Here is a 19,675-nt window from a genome sequence, read left to right as displayed (position 1 = left end):
AATAGTTGTAAATTAAGCAACTTTATTTAAGAAATGTGTGATTTTGTCGAAACTTTTGCTTTCTTTTTCACACATCAAGACTTTTCTTAGCTATGAAAAACTTTCTAAAAAGCAATAATTAATATAAATTAACTAAAAAAACAATATGTTAATATACAATAATCTTCTTTCATAAATAAAAATTGAACACTATTTTGCTTAATATTCGTCCTCTAATTTTCTTGGCATTCGTGCCTAATTTATGAATGAAACACATCGATTCAAAAAGTTTTCAGAAACACAGTTTAAGCGATATACAGGCATATCATGGTCAACTTTTTATTTAATGGTTGATCAATTGAAGAAACATGTTTTAACTCAAGGCAGACCGCCCAAGTTAAGTATTAAGGATCAGATTCTGCTCTGTCTAAGCTATTGGCGAGAATACCGAACCTTATTTCACGTTACTACGAGTTACGGAGTTTCAGAGCCAACAGCCTCAAGAATTGTAGGTCATGTCAAAGATTGGCTGATCAAGTCTGAACTAATACAATTTATAAAAGAACTCTAATATATGAACCGCTACCACAATTACAGCTATTTAATCTAAATCAACTGAATTAATAATTTTTCTTTTTAAAGACCATGTTTCTGTATCAACTAAAACAGTGAATAATTCAATATTATTATTCCGACTAAATTCTTTTAACTGTAAAATTTTAGGAACTTTATAACCATCGATTAAATTATCATACTTCCTTCTTTGATCACGATAACTATTTTCCCCAAGATATATCTCAACAAATGCATCTGATGGGATGCTTTTTAAGAATATACTTCTTGAACCAATATATTTTCTTTCCCACTGCTCTCCATCCAACTCAAATCTCTTATCTTCCTTTGAATGATAAGAATGGTATTCCTCACTCCCCAAACATTTCATTACCCTAACCTCCTCTTCATACGCCCAACATAATTGCTTATAAAGAACAGCATGTTTTAGTAATCTCTCATGAGATTCCCACCATATATGATGCTTACTTCCAATTTGCATTAATTGCACGGCATCTATTGAATTAATTGTTGTGGCACTGTATTCACATAAATTATCTCTCCTCTCTGAGCAGGTATCGTATAATTTTCAAAACTTTCTAAACCTGCCTTCTCTATATCAATCCCGATCACCATTCCTTTATGACTATCTGCATAATGAGACCACATTAAAGGATTTAAGGGGGCTCGAGTTAAAGACAATACTGCATATTTATTGATAAACCGACTTCTTACAGCTTGCGTTTCTACACCAACATTTACCGTTTCCCCCATTAAAGCTAAAGCCGTCACCTCAAATGGATCATTAAAATCGCGCGGCAAAGAAAAGCCTAAAGTACTTGTTTCTAATATTTTTAAACCAGCATCAAAGCCAACATATTTATATAAAATCATTAGACCTTGTATCTTGGAGGTTGTAGTGATTAGCTTCCACTATATGCAAATTGTAGAGTTTGTAATAGACCTAAGACTTTTAGTCTGTGCAAGAGATAAAACCTACAATTTGCCCTAACCACTTGCACAACTCTGGACGGGTAACTAAGCACTTTGATGCTGCATTCACAAGAAAAGACGGTGGTTATGCTAAAACAATAATTGAATAATTAAAGCAGGTAAAGATTATGTTTTATCTTGGTATTGATGTTGCTAAAGCTAAAATTGATTGCTGTTTAATTTTAGAAAATTCTGCAAATAAAAAGAAAAACCAAAACTTTTTCAAATACACCAAAAGGTTTTGAGCAACTTCAAATCTGGCTAAACCAGCATGCTGCAACTTCTACGCAGACCATTATCTTAATGGAAGCAACATCTATTTATCATGAACTCTTGGCTAAATATTTATTTGATGAGGGCTATCAAGTCTCTATAACCAATCCTGCCAGAGCTCGATATTTTGCTCAGAGTATGTCTAAGCTGAATAAAACAGACAAGGTAGATAGTGAGGTTCTAGCTCGATTTGCGATGACTGCCAATCTACATTTTTGGCAACCTTTACCCAAACATATTCAATTGCTGAATGCTTTACTGGATAGAAGAGCTGTTCTTTGTGAAGATTTACAACGTGAAAAGAATCGTTTGGAAAAAGCAGAGTCTACCTTCACGATGGAACCTGTACTTCAGTCTCTCCACAAGAGTATTGAACAGTTAAACAAACATATTCAGGGTATCGACCAACAAATTGATGATCACATTGATCAGAATCCTGATTTAAAAAATGATAAAGAACTGCTCAGCAGTATTCCAGCCATTGCAGATCGAACTAGTTTATTAATGCTCAGTTTCTTGCGCAGTCATACTTTTGAAAGAGCTAGTCAAGCGGCCGCCTTTGTTGGCTTGGTGCCCACTCAAAAGCAGTCAGGTAGCTCCATTCATGGCAGAAGCCATTTATCCAAAGCGGGCTCTTCCAAAATACGTGCCGGTTTATATATGGCAGCCATTGTCGCAACTCGGCATAATCCTCATATTAAAGGGATGAATGAAAGATTATTAGCTAATGGTAAAACCAAAATGATGGCGATTGGAGCTGCAATGAGAAAGTTGGTTCATCTTTGTTATGGTGTACTCAAACACCAACAGCCTTATCAAGCAGATTATTGAGCATGAATTTTCGATAATTTGCTTGACGTTTCAGACGGTATCTCTTGCGTTAGTCAAAATTTAATCAGTGATAAGCGTTGATTTTTAAATAAATATCAAAGTCTAAAATAATACTTTCGCAAGAGGTCTATTATTCTTATCCAATAAAAAACCCCACTTTGGCAGGGCTTTTATAGCATAAAAATCAGCCAATTAAGAGATTGGTTTTTCTATTTATCAACGATTTTGTTTGCTTGGCTCCAAGATATTAAAAAATAGGGAAAGCACTGCTTTCCCCATTTTTTAAGGCACGTAAACATAGAAATAAAAAACCCACTCAAATTAAGTGGGTTTTCGCATTCAAATCAATTGATTCGAGAAATTAGTTTTTCTCTTTATCTACGATTTTGTTTGCTTGGATCCAAGGTACGAAAAAAGAGGCAAGCGCTGCTTTCCTCTTTTTAAGGCACGAAACCTTAGTTCTTTTCTTTATCTACAATTTTGTTCGCTTGAATCCAAGGCATCATCGCACGTAACTTGTTACCAGTAACTTCGATACCATGAGCAGCATTTTGACGACGACGAGCAGTCATAGATGGGTAGTTCAACGCACCTTCTTGAATAAACATCTTCGCGTATTCGCCAGATTGAATACGTTTAAGCGCATTACGCATTGCTTCACGAGACTGTTCGTTGATTACTTCAGTACCCGTTACATATTCGCCGTATTCAGCGTTGTTTGACACTGAGTAGTTCATGTCCGCGATACCGCCTTCGAACATCAAGTCAACGATCAATTTAAGTTCGTGTAGACATTCGAAGTACGCCATTTCTGGAGCATAACCCGCTTCAACAAGAGTTTCGAAGCCCATTTTAACCAATTCAACAGCACCACCACAAAGAACTGCTTGCTCACCGAAAAGGTCAGTTTCAGTTTCTTCACGGAATGAAGTTTCGATGATACCTGTACGGCCGCCACCTACGCCTGAAGCGTAAGAAAGAGCAACGTTACGCGCATTACCAGAAGCATCTTGGTGAATCGCGATAAGATCAGGAACACCTGAACCACGTTGGTATTCAGAACGTACTGTGTGACCAGGAGCTTTAGGCGCAACCATGATTACGTCTAAGTCAGCACGTGGAACAACTTGGTTATAAAGAATCGAGAAACCATGAGCAAATGCTAAAGTCGCGCCTTGCTTGATGTTTGGCTCAATTACGTCACGGTAAAGTTGAGATTGGAACTCATCTGGAGTCAAAATCATCACTACGTCAGCTTGTGCTACAGCAGCAGGAACTTCAGCAACTTTAAGACCTGAATTTTCAGCTTTCTTCCAAGAAGCAGAGTTCGCACGTAAACCTACAGTTACGTCAACGCCAGAATCTTTCAGGTTAAGCGCATGCGCGTGGCCTTGTGAACCGTAACCAATGATCGCTACTTTCTTAGATTGGATGATAGATAAGTCACAGTCTTTATCGTAAAAAATTTGCATTGCTGTCTCCGCTTAAATGCTTGTTTGTCCGTTAAATCAGGCAATGACCCTTAAATTTACATTGCCTGATACCCTCTTCTTATTCAGATGAGGAAATACTTAAAATTTAGATGGTGAGTACTTTTTCGCCGCGTGCGATACCTGATACACCTGAACGAACCACTTCTAAAATCGTGTGTTCTGCAAGTGCATCAATAAACGCATCCACTTTTTCAGTGGTACCCGCGATTTGAATGGTATAGGTCGTTGGTGTTACATCGACAATCTGACCACGGAAAATATCTGCCGTACGTTTGATTTCGTCACGCGATGAACCCAATGCTTTGACTTTAATCAGCATCAATTCACGCTCAATATGTGCACCTTCAGACAGGTCAACCACTTTCACCACTTCAACCAGCTTGTTAAGCTGTTTGGTAATTTGCTCAATCTTGTGATCATCACCATAAGTGGTCAATGTCAAACGTGAAAGTGTTGGATCTTCAGTCGGGGCAACGTTCAATGTTTCGATGTTGTAGCCACGCTGTGAGAACAAACCCACTAAACGAGAAAGCGCGCCTGATTCGTTTTCTACGAGTACAGAGATAATATGTCTCATTTCGTGCGCTCCCCTTTAGCCAACCACATATCCTGCATCGATTGACCCGCAATCAACATCGGATAAACGTGTTCGGTACGATCTACCATAACGTTAATAAATACGCACTTGTCGTTAATTGCCATCGCTTCTGCAAGCTTCGACTCTAGTTCATCGGCATGATTAATCTGAATACCGACATGACCATAGGCTTCCATCAGTTTGGCAAAATCAGGCAATGAATCTACATAAGAACTTGAATGACGTCCTTCATAGTTCATATCTTGCCACTGCTTCACCATCCCTAAAGACTGGTTATTCAGGCACAGGATTTTGACGTTCAGGCCATATTGCTTACAGGTCGACAGTTCCTGGATACACATCTGAATCGATGCTTCACCGGTGATACACACCACTTGCTGTTCCGGGTATGCAAGCTTCGCAGCCATTGCATACGGCAAGCCTACACCCATGGTGCCTAGACCACCTGAGTTGATCCATTGACGTGGACGTTTGTATTTGTAATACATCGCACCAAACATCTGATGCTGACCGACATCAGAAGTAATGATCGCTTCGCCATTGGTCACTTTATCCAATGCCTGAACCACTTGTTGTGGCTTCATCACGCCATCAACACCCGCTTCAAAACGACCGCCATGAACCTTGCGCCATTCATTGATCTGTTTCCACCATGCCGCAATCGCTTCAGGATTTGGCTTAGAAACATTAAGCTGTTTCAACTGGTTCAACATCTCATTCAGTACAGGCTCTACAGCACCGACAATTGGAATGTGCGCCATAATGGTTTTTGAGATTGTCGCTGGGTCGATATCTATATGAATGACTTTAGCATTTGGACAGAATTTTGCAGGATTGTTGGTCACACGGTCATCGAAACGCGCACCCACACACAGAATTACATCTGCATTGTGCATGGTCATGTTAGCTTCATAAGTACCGTGCATACCCAACATACCGATGAACTGTTCATCATCACCCGGGAATGCGCCAAGACCCATCAAGGTATTGGTCACTGGATAACCCAATAGATGCGCAAGCTCTGTCAACTGTGCTGAAGCATTGCCTTGAACCACACCACCGCCTGAGTAAATAACTGGGCGTTTAGCATGGATCAGTTCTTCAATCGCTTTACGAATTTGACCTGAGTGACCACGGAACGGTGGCTGATACGAACGCATCTTCACTTTTTCTGGGTATTCGTAAGCAAATTTCTCTGCAGGATTGGTCGCATCCTTTGGAATATCAATCACTACAGGACCTGGACGACCTGAAGACGCAATATAGAAGGCTTTCTTGATAATCGCAGGAATTTCGCTGGCATGACGCACCTGGAAGCTATGTTTCACGATAGGACGTGAAATACCGACCATATCGGTTTCCTGAAATGCATCTTCACCAATCAGATGACTCGCAACCTGACCTGACAAAATCACCATCGGGATTGAGTCCATATAGGCCGTTGCAATTGGGGTCACCGTGTTGGTTGCGCCCGGACCTGAAGTCACCAGCACAACACCGGTCTTGCCTGTCACGCGTGAGTAAGCATCGGCCATGTGACCAGCAGCCTGTTCGTGACGTACGAGATAATGATTGATTCTGTCTTGTTGAAATAGCGCATCATAAATATGAAGAACTGCGCCGCCTGGGTATCCAAAAACATGTTCAACGCCTTCGTCCGCTAATGCGCGAACAAGCATTTCACCACCAGATAGAAGTTCCAACGTGATTCACCCTAATATTATTCACTGCACAAATGGGAGGCATTTGCAGTGTTTCGTTTGTTAACTGTCTGCACTGTTATAGCACACAAATTTCATAGTTTTCAAAGCAATAGGAAAAAAATCTGATCTCTTCACTGTTCGAGCAATACGGGATCTAAAACATGTTGGGATAAACATATTTTGCTTAGCTTTGTTCAATTTCTCGGCTAGAAAAATCGCCCACTGCATGAAATGACACTTAGTCGAAGGGTGATCGATCTAAGGCATATAAAACTATTGCAGCATTCTTGTGTTTTCAGGCTTTAAAGTCAAGTTTAAAAAACAGACAATCCATACTTACTAGTGCCTAGATCTGCTGTTTTTAACAGCAATATCAGCTCATAGCCATGCATTGACTGTCTTGTCTATTCATCTAATCCAATAAAATTCATAGAGTTAATGGTTTAATTTTATAAATTTTTAATATGTCTTATATAAAAAAAATGAATGAATTTTTATTAAATGAAAGGAAATTGTTTATCAATAAATTTTGTATACGAAGATTTATCTCTGATTTCTTACACGCTAGAGTGGGTTTGTTTAAGCGATTAACATCGAATAAAGCAGATAAAAATCCATCACTTTTACTGAAAATATCACTACAATCATTGCAGTATTCCATGCCTAGCAAGCCGAGGCCCAAGAACAATGAAAATATCTTTTTTAACCGCCTTCAGTCTAAGCTGCGCAATATCTCTGGGCATCTATAGCACCAGTGCGTCAGCAATCCAGTATTATAAATGGGTCGATGCCAAAGGTATCACGCATTATACCAAGACCCCACCGCCAAAATCTGCGAAAAAAGCCACCACAGTGGATACTTATGGCTGGAAAAATTCAGCACCGGCATCCTCAAAACCGGCTGAAACTGAAGCTCAAACCGAGAACACGTCGCAAGAACAACAGCAACAAGCCCCTCAAGTTCCTGCGAATCAGGACCAGCAACAACGTGAAGCCAACGAAGCCTTGCAGCAATCTAAAAATCGTGCAGTGGCTTTATAAGATACCTCTCTTACTAGAACAGCAGGTTTTTTCTTCGGGAAATGCCGGCGCAAAATTCACTTTTAGGTGCATTTTGCGCTATGCTGTGCAACAGACTTTTTTCACCGTAATTCACTGATACGTTTATGACTACTCACATTGATTCCGAATATCAAGCCAGTGCGATTGAGCCTCAAGTCCAACAGGATTGGGAATCTCGCAAAGCCTTTAAAGTTGCCGACAAAGTAGAAGGTCCACGTCGTTATATTCTCTCGATGTTCCCTTACCCAAGTGGCAAGCTGCATATGGGTCATGTGCGTAACTATACGATTGGTGACGTGATCAGCCGTTTCCATCGCTTAAAAGGTGAAACTGTCCTGCAACCGATGGGTTGGGATGCTTTCGGTCTGCCTGCTGAAAACGCAGCGATTGCACACCAGGTTGCACCGGCAAAATGGACATTTGAAAATATTGCTTACATGCGTGACCAGTTGAAAAAACTCGGTCTAGCCGTAGATTGGGATCGTGAATTTGCGACCTGTACCCCTGAATACTATCGTTGGGAACAATGGCTATTTGTTCAGCTTTATAAAAAAGGCTTGATCTACCGTAAGCTTTCAACCGTGAATTGGGATCCGGTCGATCAGACTGTTCTTGCCAACGAACAGGTTGAAAATGGTCGTGGCTGGCGTTCAGGTGCATTGGTAGAAAAGCGTGATATTCCAATGTACTACTTCCGCATCACTGATTATGCGCAAGAGTTACTTGACGATTTAGACACGCTTAAAGATGGCTGGCCACAACAAGTGTTGACCATGCAGCGTAACTGGATTGGCCGCTCACAAGGGATGGACATCACTTTCCCTTCAGCAAATCCTGACGTGTATGCAGATGGTTTAACGGTATTTACTACCCGTGCCGATACCTTGATGGGCGTAACGTATGTTGCAGTTGCAGCAGAACACCCGATGGCGCTGAAAGCGGCTGAAACAAACCCAGAATTGGCTGCATTCATTGAAGAATGCCGTATGGGTTCTGTGGCAGAAGCGGATCTTGCGACTGCCGAGAAGAAAGGCATGGCAACCGGTCTTTCTGTGAAGCATCCTGTGACTGGCGAAGAAGTTCCGGTTTGGATCGCCAACTATGTATTGATGTCTTATGGTTCAGGTGCAGTGATGGCAGTTCCATCACACGATGAACGTGACTTCGAATTTGCCAATAAATATGGCTTGACCATCAAGCAAGTGATTGATGCTAAAGGCGCAGATGATGCTGACTTTGATGCGACTCAATGGCAAGAATGGTATGGCTCGAAAGAAGGTAAACTGGTCAATTCAGCCGAATTTGACGGTCTAGATTTCCAAGGTGCATACGATGCATTCCTTGCTAAATTAGAACCAACAGGCCTAGCAAGTTCTAAAGTTCAATTCCGTCTACGTGACTGGGGGGTTTCCCGTCAGCGTTATTGGGGTTGTCCAATTCCAATGATTAACTGTCCATCATGTGGTCAAGTGCCAGTACCTGAAGAGCAGCTTCCTGTGGTTCTTCCGACTGACGTTGTTCCAGATGGTTCAGGTAACCCACTGAACAAAATGCCTGAGTTCTATGAAACGACTTGTCCAAGCTGTGGTGGCGACGCACGTCGTGAAACAGATACGCTTGATACATTCGTAGAATCGTCTTGGTACTATGCACGTTATGCATCTCCAGACTTTACGGGTGGCATGGTGAAACCTGAAGCAGGTCAAACCTGGCTTCCTGTGAACCAATACATCGGTGGTGTTGAACACGCGATTCTGCACTTACTTTATGCACGCTTCTTCCACAAATTGATGCGTGATGAAGGCGTGGTACAAGGCAATGAACCATTCACTAACTTGTTAACGCAAGGGATGGTGCTAGCAGATACCTTCTATCGTGAAGCAGACTCAGGTAAGAAAACCTGGTTTAATCCGGCAGATATCGAGCTTGAAAAAGACGAAAAAGGCCGTGTGCTTTCTGCCAAATATAAAGAAGATGGCCAAGACGTTATCGTTGGTGGTCAGGAAAAAATGTCGAAATCGAAAAATAACGGTATCGACCCGCAATCGATTATTGACCAGTACGGCGCAGATACGGCACGTGTGTTCATGATGTTCGCGGCTCCACCTGATCAATCACTTGAATGGTCTGATGCCGGTGTTGAGGGTGCAAACCGCTTCCTGAAACGTGTATGGCGTTTAGCAACAGGCTTCCTTGAAAAAGGTAACGGTGCATCAAACATCGACAAAGCGGCACTGTCTACGGCTGCACAAGACTTGCGTCGTAAGACACACGAAACCATCCAAAAAGTCGGTGATGATATTGAACGTCGTCATGCATTTAACACTGCCATTGCTGCATTGATGGAACTTTTAAATGCTAACAACAAATTTGAAGCTCAAGATGACAATGACGTTGCTGTCGCACGTGAATCGATTACCACGCTGTTAACTTTACTTGCACCATTTGCACCGCATTTAAGCCAGACTTTATTGGCTGAATTTGGGATTGAATTGAATTCAACTTTATTCCCTGCGGTAGATGAATCTGCGCTGACACGTAATACGCAAACCATCGTGGTTCAAGTCAACGGTAAGCTTCGTGGCAAGTTAGAAGTATCTGTAGATGCCTCTAAAGATGACATCTTGGCTCAAGCCAAAGCATTGCCTGAAGTTCAGCAATTCTTGACGGGTCCAACCAAGAAAGAAATTGTGGTACCGAATAAATTAGTGAATTTGGTGGTTTAAATCCTTAAGTTCCCTCTCCTCTCAGGAGAGGGCTAGGGAGAGGTAAATATATAACCCCTCATCCTAACCTTCTCCCAGAGGGAGAAGGAACTTTCTGAAGGATTTCACAATTCCCAAACAAAGCCCGTTGCCAGCCAACGGGCTTTGACTTTACAATCCAGTTCAGGATTTCAAATATTCCCCTTCGGGAAGCATAGAGGGCAACACATGCATTTGGGCAAACATTTAGCAGCAATTGTTTTAACTTGTGGTCTGAGTGCAGGCTTAGTCGGCTGTGGCTTTCATCTGAAAGGAACCAATCCGAGCTCCGCCCCTGTTGCTTACTCTGTCATGAGCCTGTCTTTACCGCCCAATACTGAAGAACTGCAAGAGAAACTGGCAGTTTACCTCGGTGCTGCAGGCGTACAGCTGAGTAATGCACCCAATGCTTATGTGTTACGTGTCCTGGATTACACCCCTCGCCGTCTGGAACTGAACGGTAAACTAGTTGAAACCTTGTTACGTTTAAACGTGACTTTCCGGATTGAAGATGCACAAGGCAATCCGATCACTGAACCACGCACTGTCGTGGCAACACGTACGTATCAATATGATATTGAAACGGTCAACACCGATGACCAGGAACAAAAATATCTGAATCAGGTCATTATTGATGATGTGGCGCAGCAGATCGCGCGTCAGATTTCATCGAACCGCTTACCCTTAGCCAAACAAAATACCTCAGCGCAACCTGCTCAATAAGACCTCTTTATGAAACTTGATTATCTGCAAGCCCTGAAACGTGTCGATGAAGCTCGCGGTGCTTGGGTCTTGCATGGTCAAGAGCCTTTGCTGGAACAGAATTTAATTGATGCCTTTCGGGCCAGCTGGCAAAAGCAGGACATTGAACGTCAACGCTATGACATTAGTTCGGTCGCCGACTGGAAAACCGTCTTTAATGCCTTGAACAGCTTGTCGCTGTTTTCAACCCAGTTGGCGATTGAAGTACATGGCAATATCAAACCGGATGCCAGCGCAATCAAGTTACTGAAAAACTATTTGCAGCATAATGAACAAAACCTGCTGTTGGTGGTGATGCCCAAACAAGATAGTAATAGCCTGAAATCCAGTTTCTTTCAGCTGATTGATGCCAATGGTGTGAATGTTTCGCTGGTGGCCAATTATCCAAAAGACCGGCAGCAGATTCTGGGTATTGAAGCTGAAAAACTCGGCATTCGTTTAGCCAATGATGCCTGGCAATGGCTGGAACAACATCATGAGCACAACCTGCTTGCAGCAAAGAACAGCCTGATGCGGGTTAGCGATACCTTTGCTGAAGTCGATATCATTCAGGTTGATCATTTATATGCATGTTTACAAGATCAGTCACGTTATAGCACCTATGATTTGAGCGATGCCCTGCTACAAGGTAATCTTTCCCAGTCGATCAAAATTTTTCAGTATCTAGTCGTTTCAGGTGAACCGATGAGCCTGATTTTATGGAGTCTCAGCAAGGAAATGCGTCTGTTGATGCAGCTGTTTGAACAACCGCAAAATGCCTTGCAAATCGGGATCTGGAAAACCAAAGTCGGGTTATATCAACAAGCCTTGCGCCGTCTCAGCCCACAGACTTTTCTGGCCTGGCCGGGGTTATTATTAAGAATTGATGCCTCAATTAAAGGACTCGAACATGAAAATCCGGAGCATTTGGTACTACAGGCGATTTCCAGTATCTGTGGCAAGCCCCTATTTCACTAAGTCTTTGTCAAAATTCGAAAAATAAAATAATAATCATTCCTATTAGTTTAAAAAAATACACGATTTATCCTAATTTCGCTTTTATAATCGTTCACAATTCTCTGATTTTGAACCGATATTGATCATGCCAAAAATAAAACCGACGAAATTGATTATGGCCGCCGTGATTGCCATTGCGCTCATCGCTGCGGGGTGGTACTTCCTCAAACCCAAAGAACAGCCTCCGCAATATATTACGGCTGAAGTCACCCAGGGCGATATCGAAAGCTCTGTACTGGCGACTGGTATTCTGGAAGCGACCAAGATGGTCAGCGTGGGGGCGCAGGTTTCGGGTCAGGTCAGAAAAATGTATGTAGAACTGGGCGATCAGGTCAAGCAAGGTCAGCTGATTGCGCGGATTGACTCCGTTCGTCAGGAAAATGATTTAAAAACCGCTGAAGCCAGCATTAAAAATCAGATGGCACAACTTGCAGTAAGACAAGCGAATTTGGCCAAAGTTGAAGCTGAATACAACCGTCAGAAAGCCATGTATGCACAGGATGCCACTTCTCGCTCAGAGCTGGAGTCGGCATTTGCGAACTATAAAACAGCACAAGCGGATATCACCGCCATCAATGCGCAGATTGAACAGTCACGTTTGACGCTGGCCACAGCTAAAGAAGATCTTGGCTATACCCAGATTGTGGCACCGATGGATGGCACGATTGTGGCGATTGTGACCGAAGAAGGTCAGACTGTAAACGCCAACCAGAGTGCGCCGACTATTGTGAAACTGGCAAAACTGGACACCATGACCATTAAAGCTGAAATTTCTGAAGCAGATGTCATGAAAGTTGAAGAAGGTCAAACGGTTTATTTCACTACCTTAGGCAATAACGAGAAAAAGATTTACGCCAAACTGCGTCAAGTTGAGCCTGCACCCAATTCAATTAATACCGATAGCAATACATCAAGCTCATCTTCAAGTTCTGCGGTTTATTACAACGCATTGTTCGATGTCCCGAATGAAGATGGAAAATTGCGTATTGATATGACGGCGCAAGTTTACATCGTGCTGGATGAAGCCAAAAATGTACTGACCATTCCTGCTGCAGCCATTCAAGGTTCAAACCGTCCGCCACGTGCCAATCGTGGTGAAGCGCGTGGTGAGGGTTCTCGCGGTGAAGGCAGTCCGGCATCACGTCCTGAAGCTGAATCGGCTCAAGGCAATCGCCCTGCCGGTGAACGTCCAGCGCGTCTAAACCTGTCTGAAGCAGAACTTGCATTGATTGAGCAAGGTAAAGCACAACGTGGCATGGTTCGTGTCTTGCAAGCCGATGGTACTGCGAAACCAACCCCTGTATTAATCGGCTTGAATAACCGTGCGACTGCGCAAGTGCTGAAAGGTTTAAAACGTGGTGATCAGGTGGTGATTGCCGATGGTTCTGACACCTCCAATGATGCAGCAAAACGCGGTGGCAATAGCCGTGGCCCAATGAGAATGTAAGCATGAATTCACAACAACAGCCTCTCCTCGAGGTGAAAAATCTGGTTCGTGAATTCCCTGCGGGTGAAAGCACTGTCCAGATTTTAAAAGGGGTGAATCTAGAGATTTATCCGGGTGAACTGGTGGCGATTGTCGGTCAGTCCGGTTCCGGTAAATCGACCCTGATGAACATTCTGGGTTGTCTGGACAAACCGACCACGGGTAGCTACAAGGTCAAAGGCCGTGAAACTCGGGAACTGGAAGCGGATGAACTGGCGCAATTACGCCGTGAATATTTCGGCTTTATTTTTCAGCGTTATCATCTGCTGGGCGATTTAAATGCAGCAGGCAATGTCGAAGTCCCTGCGATTTATGCCGGTGCGGATTCATCTGAACGGCATGCGCGAGCCGTCAAGATTCTGACTGATCTCGGTCTGGGTGAAAAAACCCAGAACCGTCCGAGCCAGCTCTCTGGTGGTCAGCAGCAACGGGTTTCGATTGCCCGTGCGCTAATGAATGGCGGTGACGTGATTCTGGCCGATGAACCGACAGGTGCATTGGACAAGAACAGCGGTATTGAAGTGATGCGTATTTTGCGTGAACTGAATGCCAAAGGTCATACCATCATTCTGGTCACGCATGATCATAATGTAGCGAAAAATGCGACCCGGATTATCGAGATTTCAGACGGTAATATCATTTCCGACCAGCCCAATGTTCCTGAAGTCGAAGAGCATCTGGAAAAACAGCCGCTGATCCGCAGTGAACAAAAGAAGATTTCTTCATGGCGTTCTGCAGTTGACCGTCTCGGTGAAGCTTTCCGTATGGCCTTGCTGGCCATGAATGCACATCGCATGCGGACTTTCTTGACCATGCTCGGAATCATTATCGGTATTGCTTCGGTGGTCTCGGTGGTGGCACTCGGTAATGGCTCACAAAAGCAGATTCTGGAAAATATCAGCAGTCTGGGGACCAATACCATTACCGTATTTCAGGGTCGAGGCTTTGGGGATAATTCCAGATCTTCACAGTCCAAAACCCTGATTCCGGCCGATGCCGATGCGCTGGCTGAACAACCGTATGTCGATGGCGTTAGCCCATCGGTGAATAGCAGTGTCACCGGCCGTTATAAAGAAATCGAAGCTTCAACCACGGTCAACGGCGTCAGTGAGGATTTCTTCTATGTACGTGGCATGACGTTCCAGTCCGGTCAGCCTTTTGACCGCAGTAGTGTCATGCAACAGGCGCAAGATGTCGTCATTGACACCAATACCAAAAATACCTTCTTTAAGGATGGCACCAATCCGGTGGGTCAGGTGATTTTACTCGGGAGCGTACCGAGCCGGATTATCGGGGTGATTGACGCGCAAAAAGGCATGATGGGCAATAATGACAGCCTGAATGTCTATCTGCCGTATTCCACCGTGATGAGCCGTATGCTGGGTCAATCCAATGTTCGCAGCATCATTGTGCGGATTAAGGATGAATACCCAAGTGCGGCGGCTGAAAATGCGATTCTGAATCTGCTGGTACAGCGACATGGCGCGCAGGATGTGTTTACCCAGAATGCCGACAGTATTCGTGAAACCATTCAGCAAACCACGGCGACCATGACTCTGCTGATTTCAGCAATTGCGGTAATTTCACTGGTGGTCGGCGGAATTGGGGTCATGAATATCATGCTGGTATCGGTAACCGAACGTACTCAGGAAATTGGTGTGCGTATGGCGGTGGGTGCCCGTCAAAGTGATATTTTGCAGCAATTCCTGATTGAAGCCGTTCTGGTCTGTATCTTGGGTGGTATTTTGGGTGTGCTGCTTTCCCTCGGGATTGGCCAATTAATTACCCATTTTGCCGGCGGTACTTTCCAGATGGCGTATTCAACCACTTCGATTGTAGCGGCCTTTGTCTGCTCAAGCCTGATCGGGATGGTGTTTGGCTTTATCCCGGCACGTAACGCTGCTCGTCTGAATCCAGTCGATGCGCTCTCTCGCGAATAAGGAATCTGATATGCAAATGAATTTAACCAAGCTTGCCAGTGCCCTGTTGCTGGGAAGCTCGCTGGTCGGTTGTGCCGCAGTGGTGAAAACCCCCTATGAACAGCCTGCGATCAATATGCCGGGTAGCTTTCAAAACAATAAGGTGCTTAGTCAGCAGATTCATGCTGATATTTTGGCAGATCAATGGTGGACTTTATTTAAAGATCCGCAATTAAATAATTTGGTGAATGAAGTATTGGCGCAGAATACCGATCTGGCAGTGGCCGGCATCAGTTTACAACAGGCCCGTATTCAAGCCAGACAAGCTCAAAGTCAGCAAGGCGTTCGCGTCGGTGATGCAAGAATTTCAACGGGCCATCGTTTTAGCCTAGATGGTGGCGGCGATTCTTCGACGGGTCTTTCACTGGGTTATCCGGGCTTAAGCTATGAACTGGATCTGTTTGGCAAACTGGCCAATCAAACCGAAGCCGCTCGCTGGGAGGCCTTAGCCTCTGAAGAAGACTTGCAGGCAACTGCTCAGAGCCTGATCGGCACCACAGCGCAACTCTATTGGCAACTGGCTTATCTGAATGAACGTTATAGCGTGGTACAGCAAAATCTGGCGACCGCGCAAAAAACCTATGATCTGGTGCGAGTGCAATATCGTGCCGGCGCAGTATCCGGTCTGGATTTAACCCAGGCGGAACAGGCGATTCAAAGCCAACAGGCAACCTTAAGCCAGATTGAACAACAACGTGTGGAAACACGTACCGGACTCGCGGTATTGCTGCACATGCCGGTTCAACAGCTCGCGATTCAAGAGCCAAGCCGTTTACCGAATATTCAATTGCCGAGTATTCAGGCTGACTTACCGGCGAGTTTATTGTCACGTCGTCCTGATCTTCGAGCGACTGAACTGCGCTTGCGTAAGGCACTAGCTAATAAAGATGCCAACAAAGCCAGCTACTATCCATCCATTAGTTTGACCGGTAATCTGACCACCGGTATTGGCAGCAGTACTTCCCTCTCGAATGCCCTGAAAAATCCGGTTGCAACTTTAGGTGCTGGTCTGACTTTGCCTTTCCTGCAATGGAATGACATGAAACGTGATCTGCAAGTCAATGAGCTGGAATATGAAAAAGCCATTATCCAGTATCGCCAGACCATGTATGAAGCCTTTGCTGATGTGGAAAATGCCTTGTCGAATCGTACTGAGCTCACTAAGCAGGTGACTTTGCAGCAACGGAATGTTGAGCTGGCAGAAAGAACTGAACGCTTGACTGAAGTGCGTTATCGTAATGGTGCAGTAGCCTTGAAAAACCTGCTGGATGCACAGGAAACCACGCGCAATGCACGGCTGTCCTTGGTGCAAACCCGACAGAACCAATACAATGCCTATGTCACCTTGATGCAGGCATTGGGTGGTAGCCCGATTAAACAGTTGCCTTAACAAAGCTTAATCCATAAAAAAACCGCTGCCAAACAGCGGTTTTTTTAGTTCATATGATTTGAGTCAGTTTATTTCATTTGCAAATACGCATTCACATTTTTCAATAATTCAATTGATCGCTCATGTCCGAGCAAACTGCCTTTTTCCAGCCAGTCCCGTGCGATTCCGATATCACGCTCTACACTAATACCCTTGGTATATAAACGCCCAAGATGGCTATAAGCATCCGCATTCACCTGCACTGCCGCCTGCTGATAATAGTGTACGGCTTGCTCAATATTATTCTCAACACCTTGACCCTGCTCATATGCTTCACCCAGAGCATTCAGTGCTACACCATTCTGCTGAGCGGCTGCTTTTTGCAGATAGCTCAAGCCTAAGGCAATATCCTGCGCAATCTGTTGGCCTTTAAGATATTTCAAGCCCAATTCTGCCTGTGCCTGGGCATGACCCAATTGCGCAGCCTGATGCAGATAACGATTGGCCAGCTCTGCATTATTGATATACACAGGATAAATGCCTAACAGGGCTTGATACAGAAACCATGCCGCCTCTTTCGAACCTTTCGCAACCGCCTGATTCAGGTACTGGACAGCTTTATCACGTATCGGTAAGGGATATTCAGCCAGACTATAAAACCGGCCGACGATATAAATTAAATCCGCTTCAGACTGAGCCACAATCTGCCAATAGTGCTGTGCCGCGCTCTGAATCATTTGTGTGGCTTTGGCAATGTCTTTTACTGTACCGACACCATTTAAATAACACAGCGCTAGCCCCATCTGTGCAGACACATCATCAGGACTAAGCTGATAGGCAGCCTGATATAACTCAAATGCTTTTTGCGGTTCGTTGGCCACCAGGTGCTGCTCAAAATACAGCGCAGCAATCATGCATAATGCAGGCGCATGCTGACTGTTGGCCGCTTCCGACCAGTAACGAAATGCCATGGTTTCATTTTTATCAACATACCAGCCATGAAAATAAGCCAGCCCGATTAAAGTCTTGGCTTGTGCATCGGCATGCTCTTTGGACTGCTGCAATAAATGCTGGAACACGCGTTGACGCTGGTCGGTATCGATACGGCCTTGTAACACACCGGCATAATAATCATAGAGACCTTTCTGGTCACCGAGACTAATACAGCGTTTAATAAATTGCAGGGCTTGGGTCGGGTCTTGCGGTAGAATCTGACCACGCGCATAATCATCGGCGATCTGCTGATTAGCGGCCAAATGATCTTGTTGTGCCGCCAGAAACAGATAATGAATTCCTTGCACTAAATCTTGGGTTGTTGAATCTGCCAAATAATACTGAGCCAACTGATACTGCGAATTGGCATGACCCTGCCCGGCATTTTGAATGAATAATGCCAGACGCTGTTTTTCTGCAGTCATCTCGTTTTGAGGCTGGCCTTCGGTAGAAGAAAGTTCAGTAATACGATATTGGGCATCCAGATTGCCACGTGCTACCGCATGTCGGTACCAATACAAAGCTTTTTCCGGGTCAGCCTGTTGATATGCCTCCCCTTCATGAATCCGCCCCAAATGATAAGCCGCTTCATCACTGCCCAAGCGAAAGGCTTTGTCCAGGTAGCTGATGGCTTTTTCAGTATTTTGCTCATGCCCTAGACCTTGCAGATGCATTAGGCCCATACCTACATAGGCTTGTGGAATTTCCTGTTGCTGAGCCAGTCCCTGATAAATCTGATAGGCACGTTCATAATTCGGATGTTCCGGATCTGAACTCAAACGTGCTGCATGTTTCAGTTGAGCATCAATCTGCTCAATCCATAAATCATGTTGTACAGCCTTCGCCTGATCACGTTTCACCGGATCCGGACGTTTCCACATCCAGATCGCCAACGCCCCTATCCCCAAAATCAGTACCAGCAAGAACCACATAGCTGCTCCAAAACATTATTTTTGTTCTGCGAATGAATCCTTTCATTCTAAACGCCAGTTTAAAAAAAGCACATAGATTGTGCTTTTTATTTTTTAAATCAGGCTTTTGCTCTTTTATTATCGAGTTTTTTCAAGCCTTCTGCTACAGCGACCATGGCAAAGCTTGAAGTTACCACCACGGCAGAGCCATAACCACCACAGCGCAAGCCGGCACTGGCGCAGACATCGGCACTGGAGAATGGATTATCGATGGAATAGACACAAGTAATGCCGAATTTTTCTTTGGGCTTTTTGCAGATGCCTTTGCTGCGTAACTGGGCACGTAATTTGGCCAGCATCGGATCCTGTTCGGTTTTAGATAAATCGGCGACCCGAATTTTCAGCGGGTCCAGTTTACCCCCTGCCCCGCCCGATACAATTAAAGGAATCTTGTTAAAGCGACAATGTAGCATCAGAGCAAATTTGGCTTTGACATCGTCAATACAGTCGAGGATTAAATCTGGATCACCTGCTAAAGTTTCTTTGATATTTTCAGGCGTCAGGTAATCATCAATCAGATTAATTTTAATGCGTGGATTAATTGCGCGGCAACGCTCGGCCATGACTTCAATTTTTTCATGACCCAAGGTGGTACTCATGGCAGGTAACTGACGGTTAATATTAGACGCGGCCACCACATCCATATCGACCAAGGTCAGCTCGCCCACACCACTACGTGCCAGTGCTTCTACCGCCCATGAACCTACGCCCCCGATACCAATCACCATCACATGACTTTTTTCATAATGGTTAAAGCTGTCTTCTCCATAAATTTTGGCAACACCAGCAAAACGGCGGTCATATTCATCATCTTGAAGCAGGTCGGTCATAGGTCATCTATAGCAATAAAAATACCGGATCATTTTAACAAAATCCGCTTTTCTTTACCGC

Annotated in this window: 15 protein-coding genes and 1 pseudogene; 9 read left to right on the top strand and 7 right to left on the bottom strand. The window is 44.2% G+C overall.

What is annotated here, in order from left to right; all coding sequences use genetic code 11:
• Positions 1-241: 241 nt before the first annotated feature.
• On the top strand, positions 242-550 hold the full coding sequence (locus Q9R21_RS14845; protein WP_143115412.1) for a transposase family protein: 309 nt from the start codon (positions 242-244) through the stop codon (positions 548-550).
• 30 nt (positions 551-580) lie between these two features.
• Here Q9R21_RS14845 and Q9R21_RS08595 read toward each other — a convergent pair whose 3' ends face one another.
• Together Q9R21_RS08595 and Q9R21_RS08590 are read right to left on the bottom strand one after the other, a co-directional pair.
• The gene (locus Q9R21_RS08595) at positions 581-1,042 is read right to left on the bottom strand and encodes a DUF2971 domain-containing protein (RefSeq protein WP_228305200.1); all 462 of its coding nucleotides are present in this window, start codon (positions 1,040-1,042) and stop codon (positions 581-583) included.
• A gap of 5 nt (positions 1,043-1,047) precedes the next feature.
• A complete protein-coding gene (locus tag Q9R21_RS08590; RefSeq protein WP_228305201.1) occupies positions 1,048-1,425 on the bottom strand; it encodes a DUF2971 domain-containing protein in 378 nt (125 codons plus the stop codon).
• Between the two features lie 227 nt (positions 1,426-1,652).
• Between Q9R21_RS08590 and Q9R21_RS08585 the strand changes: the two are divergent.
• Positions 1,653-2,628 (top strand): annotated as a pseudogene (locus Q9R21_RS08585) (IS110 family transposase).
• Between the two features lie 455 nt (positions 2,629-3,083).
• Here the strand turns inward: Q9R21_RS08585 and ilvC are convergent.
• From ilvC to Q9R21_RS08570, 3 genes are all read right to left on the bottom strand, one after another.
• Positions 3,084-4,100 (bottom strand): ketol-acid reductoisomerase, encoded by a 1,017-nt coding sequence (ilvC, locus tag Q9R21_RS08580; protein ID WP_004278368.1) that lies wholly within the window; start codon positions 4,098-4,100, stop codon positions 3,084-3,086.
• A 106-nt stretch (positions 4,101-4,206) separates the two neighbouring features.
• Entirely contained in the window at positions 4,207-4,698 is a 492-nt protein-coding gene (gene ilvN / locus Q9R21_RS08575; protein WP_004278369.1) for an acetolactate synthase small subunit, read from the bottom strand.
• Entirely contained in the window at positions 4,695-6,422 is a 1,728-nt protein-coding gene (locus Q9R21_RS08570) for an acetolactate synthase 3 large subunit (RefSeq protein ID WP_004278370.1), read from the bottom strand. The genes ilvN and Q9R21_RS08570 overlap by 4 nt, the downstream gene beginning before the upstream one ends.
• A gap of 687 nt (positions 6,423-7,109) precedes the next feature.
• Here Q9R21_RS08570 and Q9R21_RS08565 point away from each other — a divergent pair.
• The 7 genes from Q9R21_RS08565 (at position 7,110) to Q9R21_RS08535 (ending at position 16,841) form a co-directional block, all read left to right on the top strand.
• Positions 7,110-7,463: a DUF4124 domain-containing protein gene (locus Q9R21_RS08565; RefSeq protein WP_219308419.1), complete on the top strand. Its 354-nt coding sequence runs from the start codon at positions 7,110-7,112 to the stop codon at positions 7,461-7,463.
• Positions 7,464-7,588: 125 nt separating this feature from the next.
• The gene (gene leuS / locus Q9R21_RS08560) at positions 7,589-10,210 is read left to right on the top strand and encodes a leucine--tRNA ligase (protein WP_253147700.1); all 2,622 of its coding nucleotides are present in this window, start codon (positions 7,589-7,591) and stop codon (positions 10,208-10,210) included.
• Positions 10,211-10,417: 207 nt separating this feature from the next.
• Positions 10,418-10,951 carry a hypothetical protein gene (locus tag Q9R21_RS08555; RefSeq protein WP_005103222.1) on the top strand — a complete coding sequence of 178 codons (534 nt, stop codon included), beginning with the start codon at positions 10,418-10,420 and terminating at the stop codon, positions 10,949-10,951.
• A 9-nt stretch (positions 10,952-10,960) separates the two neighbouring features.
• Positions 10,961-11,947, top strand: a complete 987-nt coding sequence (holA, locus tag Q9R21_RS08550) for a DNA polymerase III subunit delta (RefSeq protein ID WP_311204268.1) — start codon at positions 10,961-10,963, stop codon at positions 11,945-11,947.
• Positions 11,948-12,071: 124 nt separating this feature from the next.
• Positions 12,072-13,433 carry a MacA family efflux pump subunit gene (locus tag Q9R21_RS08545; protein WP_004733071.1) on the top strand — a complete coding sequence of 454 codons (1,362 nt, stop codon included), beginning with the start codon at positions 12,072-12,074 and terminating at the stop codon, positions 13,431-13,433.
• 2 nt (positions 13,434-13,435) lie between these two features.
• Positions 13,436-15,412 (top strand): MacB family efflux pump subunit, encoded by a 1,977-nt coding sequence (locus Q9R21_RS08540; protein ID WP_311204267.1) that lies wholly within the window; start codon positions 13,436-13,438, stop codon positions 15,410-15,412.
• Positions 15,413-15,422: 10 nt separating this feature from the next.
• Positions 15,423-16,841 carry an efflux transporter outer membrane subunit gene (locus Q9R21_RS08535; protein ID WP_311204266.1) on the top strand — a complete coding sequence of 473 codons (1,419 nt, stop codon included), beginning with the start codon at positions 15,423-15,425 and terminating at the stop codon, positions 16,839-16,841.
• Between the two features lie 68 nt (positions 16,842-16,909).
• Here the strand turns inward: Q9R21_RS08535 and Q9R21_RS08530 are convergent, their stop codons facing one another.
• Together Q9R21_RS08530 and Q9R21_RS08525 are read right to left on the bottom strand one after the other, a co-directional pair.
• Positions 16,910-18,745 (bottom strand): tetratricopeptide repeat protein, encoded by a 1,836-nt coding sequence (locus tag Q9R21_RS08530; protein WP_311204265.1) that lies wholly within the window; start codon positions 18,743-18,745, stop codon positions 16,910-16,912.
• 98 nt (positions 18,746-18,843) lie between these two features.
• Complete coding sequence (locus tag Q9R21_RS08525) at positions 18,844-19,614, bottom strand: ThiF family adenylyltransferase (protein ID WP_114542006.1); 771 nt, start codon at positions 19,612-19,614, stop codon at positions 18,844-18,846.
• Positions 19,615-19,675: the final 61 nt, after the last annotated feature.

This window comes from Acinetobacter sp. RG5 (genome assembly GCF_031844265.1).
Classification (GTDB): Bacteria; Pseudomonadota; Gammaproteobacteria; order Pseudomonadales; family Moraxellaceae; genus Acinetobacter.
Note: the sequence above shows the minus strand (reverse complement) of the source record. Positions and strands in the feature narration are given on the sequence as shown.